The sequence below is a fragment of the Shewanella sp. 11B5 genome (genome assembly GCF_002836795.1).
Lineage (GTDB): Bacteria > Pseudomonadota > Gammaproteobacteria > Enterobacterales > Shewanellaceae > Shewanella > Shewanella frigidimarina.
The window spans coordinates 1-4,123 of record NZ_PJAP01000581.1; the positions used below are offsets into that span (position 1 = coordinate 1).

Here is a 4,123-nt window from a genome sequence, read left to right on the forward strand (position 1 = left end):
GAGGTATTTATGGATTTTTTCTGGCAATGCAGCGGCGGGTAGACTGCGTACAATGCTCAAGCCTTCATCTTGTAAACTAATGATGGGGGCTAAATCTTTGGGTACCAGTTGATCGTAAACCACAATATTAGGGCACAATAGCTTCTGTAAGTTTACCGACATAACCATAGCAAATTGGCCACTGGATAATTCAATAATACTGCCAGGCGGATAAATACCTAACATTTTGATTAACTTGCTAATATATTCAACATTGAGTTTGTTTTTATAGTTTTTATACAGCAACCCCAAGGCGATACTGGGTGGTTTCCCTTTAGCTTGGTTGGTGCCATTACACAAATTGTCGTATTCGTTAACCACGGCAATCAACTGCGACAGCTTGTCTAATTTGTCGGCTTTGAGCCCTTGTGGGTAGCCACTGCCATCTAGATATTCGTGATGATTAGCAATTAACGGTTTGGCTTCATCTGGAAAGCTGTCAGCGAGTTTAAGAAAGTTAATGCTCATCAATGGGTGCTGTTTAATAAAGTTTTCTTCTGGCGTGGTAAGCGGCACTCGCTTGTTGAGAATGTTGCTTGGAACTTTGAGTTTACCTATATCGTGAAATAACCCACCAATACCAATCGTTTCAACTTCTTCGCGGCTCCAACCTAGCTCTTTTGCCATTAACATACATAACATAGCGACGTTAAGTGAATGGTGATAAATATGCTCATCATTTTTAGCATCGCCCATTAAATGTAAGGCTAAATTATCACTATTGAGTAACATGGTGGTCATGTTGCTGATGAGGTCTTTCGCTTCACTGACCGCATTGAGTGGTCGGCTACTGATTTTAGACACCATTGAACGCATCATCGACACAGAACGATTAAATTGTTGTTCAGTTTTCTTTAAATCTCGTTTGAGCTTTTGTTGCTCATCGATTTTAGCCGACTTCTGGCTAATCATTTGTTCTTTTAGCGCGTTGAGGGCCTGCTCGTTGGGTTTCTGGGTGCTGGCATTCTCGGACGTTACAGGTTCAACATCACTTTTTTCGGGATCAAAAAAAACATCTTTTAGACCTAAGCCTTTGATGAGTTCTATTTGTGCAGCGTCTTTAATTTTAAAACTGCTAAACAGGAAAGGGTGGTCTTTCCAGGAAATTGGCAAGCGGATAAAGGTGCCCACTTCTAACTGTTCTACAGAGATTTTTTGGTTTTTTTTCATATTCAATCGATAGTTACTTTGAAGAACAATTAGCTATGTTATGCATTGCCCTTTACAGGCACTTTAATTGCGTGGCAGCATACTACTATAAATTTATTAACAATAGTTACTCCCTATGGATTTTATTGAAGTATATCCCAATGCGATAAGTAATGACTTATGTGATCGTTTAATTGCGGCATTTGAAACGCATCCGAGTGTGGGTCCTGGTCATACGGGTTTTGGTGTAGATACCGAGAAAAAGCGCAGTCGTGATTTAATGTTAGATGCTTTTGATGATTTAGCCGAATTAAAAAATGAACTCTTAGCGTCGACATTTACCCATATTAGCGATTATTTTACTCAATACTCATTAACGTTAATGGGGGCGGTTTCTGTACAAGTAGCAGATGAAAATGGTCAACCACAAACGTTAACGCCTGATAATTTTGATGCGTTAGGTCGGCCAAGGGCGGCGGCATTAACCAAGTATTTGTACCGCAGTGGTACGATTAATGTGCAGCATTATCAGCAAGGTGTCGGTGGATATCCGCATTGGCATTCAGAGCAGTTTCCACAGAATGGCCATAATGAAGCGCTTCATCGGGTGGTGTTATACATGTTTTACCTGAATGACGTTGAAGAGGGCGGTGAAACGGAGTTTTATTATCAACAACGTAAAATAAGCCCTAAAAAAGGCACTATGGTGATTGCTCCAGCGGGTTTTACTCATAGCCATCGTGGCAATGTGCCCATTAGTCACGATAAATATATTGCGACTTCTTGGGCGATGTTTAATCGTGCCGAGCAACTTTATGCACCATTAAGTTAGTGATTACTGTTGAGTAAAACCAGTTGTGGCTTTATATGCTTATTTGATTGATGACTTTGTTGCTGCGTGCTTATGCCGTTGCGGGGAGCTGAATGACAAAAGCTGCTCCTCCAAGCTCGCTAGTACCAATAGTCATTGTGCCGCCATAACTGCTAACGAGCTCATGGCATACTGCTAGACCAATTCCTTGCCCAGATGATTGAGTGTCGGCTCTCATACCGCGCTGGATTATATTTTGTTTAATGGCGTTGTCTACGCCGGGGCCGTCATCTTCCACACTGAGTTGGATGAGATTGTTATCGAGGCTAGCGGTGCTGATCATGACGTTATTGCCACATAAGCGAAATGCATTTTCCAGCAGATTACCCAATAGCTCCATCACGTCGCCTTTGCTGAGTGGTAGTTGCAATGAAGGTGATATGTTTAGGGTGAATATGACATGTTTGTCTCGATATATTTTATCGAGCATTTGTGCAAGTTGTTGCGCAATCGGCGCGATAACAGTTTGTTGCTGACGTAAACCTTGTTGGCCTAACATGGCGCGTTTAAGTTGATATTGTACTAAATGATCCATGTCGTTTATTTGTTCAAGTATTTTTTGATGCTGTTGCTGACGATCTAATGAGTCATCATCAATGATGGCAATACTGGCGGCGAGACGCGTTTTTAAGCTGTGAGCAAGGTCGTTCATGGCATTTTGATAGCGAGTTTGACGTTGGTCTGTTTGGTCCATAAGTTGATTTAACGCTGTGGTGATGCCTTGTAATTCGACGGGGTAATCTTGTGATAGGCTTTTTTTACGTCCTTGTTGTAGCTGCAATAACTCTTGTTTTAGCTGAGTTAACGGCCGCATTCCCCAGTAAGCTGCACTCACTAAAAGCAGTAGTGCAATAGCCATTACCATTGCCAATCTAAAATAAGTAAGTCGATTAAATTGATTGAGTTCAGCTTTCAGTGCAGTGGCATCTTTCAAAATCAATAAATGATACATTTCGGTTTCAACGTCAATGCTGAGCAAGTAAGCAAAGTAGCTTTGTTGGCCATTAAAGTTGAGGTAGAAAGGCGGTAAATCATCTTTTATATCAAGATATTGTTCACAGATGTTATTCAAGTTTAAGCTGATAGCGTAGTCAGATCGCCATAAGGTGTTATAGCTACTATTGCAGGTAGCCATAATGTATTGCGTGTCGACGTCATCACCTTCACGGGCTTGGGTGATAGGGATTAAATTGTTTTCGCGAAACTCTGCGGCAATGATGGGTAATTGGGCGATTAAAGCGCTGGTGGTTTGGTTATAGCGGTTTTGGGCATGAAGTAGGGTAATTAACCACGCCAGACCAAATCCCACTAACGCGATAATACTCAAGGACGTTAAGAACATCCTTGTAAGCAGGCGTTTTTTAGGTTGTAAAATTAGTCGCATGGGTGATTAAATTTATATCCTTGGCCGCGAAGGGTAATGATGGACTGTTCTATTCCACCTTGAGCTAGTTTCTTTCTTAATCGGCTGACCATCACTTCAATGGTGTTGGGGTCGCCTTCTTTGTCGGCATAGACCACATCCAGTAAACGCTGTTTAGCGACAACCTCATGGCAATGACGCATCAAGTATTCCAGAATTAGGTATTCAAAGGCAGTGATCTCTAATGGTGTTTGATTTAGTGTTACTTGTTTTGCTGCAACATCTATTTGCAGTGCACCGCTGGTGATGGTTGAGCGAACAAAACCACTGCTGCGGCGCACTATAGCGTCAAGTCTGGCGATGAGTTCTTCTTTTTGAAATGGTTTAACTAAGTAGTCGTCTGCACCTGCATTGAGCCCTTCGACTTTATCTTGCCACGTTAGTCGAGCGGTTAAAATTAGAATAGGCGCTTTAACATCTGCATTACGCAGCATTTTGATGAGACTTATTCCATCTTGATCGGGCAAACCCAAGTCAATAATGGCAGCATCAATAGGATAATTAGTGGCTTGATAAAACCCTTCTTTTGCGGTTAATGCCACTTGCACTTGATTACCTTGAGCAGATAATTGCACCAGTAGATGGTGTGATAAAAGAGGGTCGTCTTCAATAACCAATATGCGCATAATTCATCCTTGTTA

Annotated in this window: 4 protein-coding genes; 1 reads left to right on the plus strand and 3 read right to left on the minus strand. The window is 41.7% G+C overall.

Going from position 1 to position 4,123, the window contains the following annotated elements:
* Nucleotides 1-1,209, minus strand: a 1,209-nt coding sequence (locus CXF78_RS13515; RefSeq protein WP_102037092.1) for a cyclic di-GMP phosphodiesterase, incomplete at its 3' end; no start/stop codon positions are given.
* A 115-nt stretch (nucleotides 1,210-1,324) separates the two neighbouring features.
* Here CXF78_RS13515 and CXF78_RS13520 point away from each other — a divergent pair.
* Nucleotides 1,325-2,020 carry a 2OG-Fe(II) oxygenase gene (locus CXF78_RS13520; RefSeq protein ID WP_102037093.1) on the plus strand — a complete coding sequence of 232 codons (696 nt, stop codon included), beginning with the start codon at nucleotides 1,325-1,327 and terminating at the stop codon, nucleotides 2,018-2,020.
* A 70-nt stretch (nucleotides 2,021-2,090) separates the two neighbouring features.
* Here the strand turns inward: CXF78_RS13520 and CXF78_RS13525 are convergent, their stop codons facing one another.
* Nucleotides 2,091-3,443, minus strand: a complete 1,353-nt coding sequence (locus CXF78_RS13525) for an ATP-binding protein (RefSeq protein ID WP_102037094.1) — start codon at nucleotides 3,441-3,443, stop codon at nucleotides 2,091-2,093.
* Complete coding sequence (locus tag CXF78_RS13530) at nucleotides 3,434-4,108, minus strand: response regulator (RefSeq protein ID WP_102037095.1); 675 nt, start codon at nucleotides 4,106-4,108, stop codon at nucleotides 3,434-3,436. The genes CXF78_RS13525 and CXF78_RS13530 overlap by 10 nt, the downstream gene beginning before the upstream one ends.
* Nucleotides 4,109-4,123: the final 15 nt, after the last annotated feature.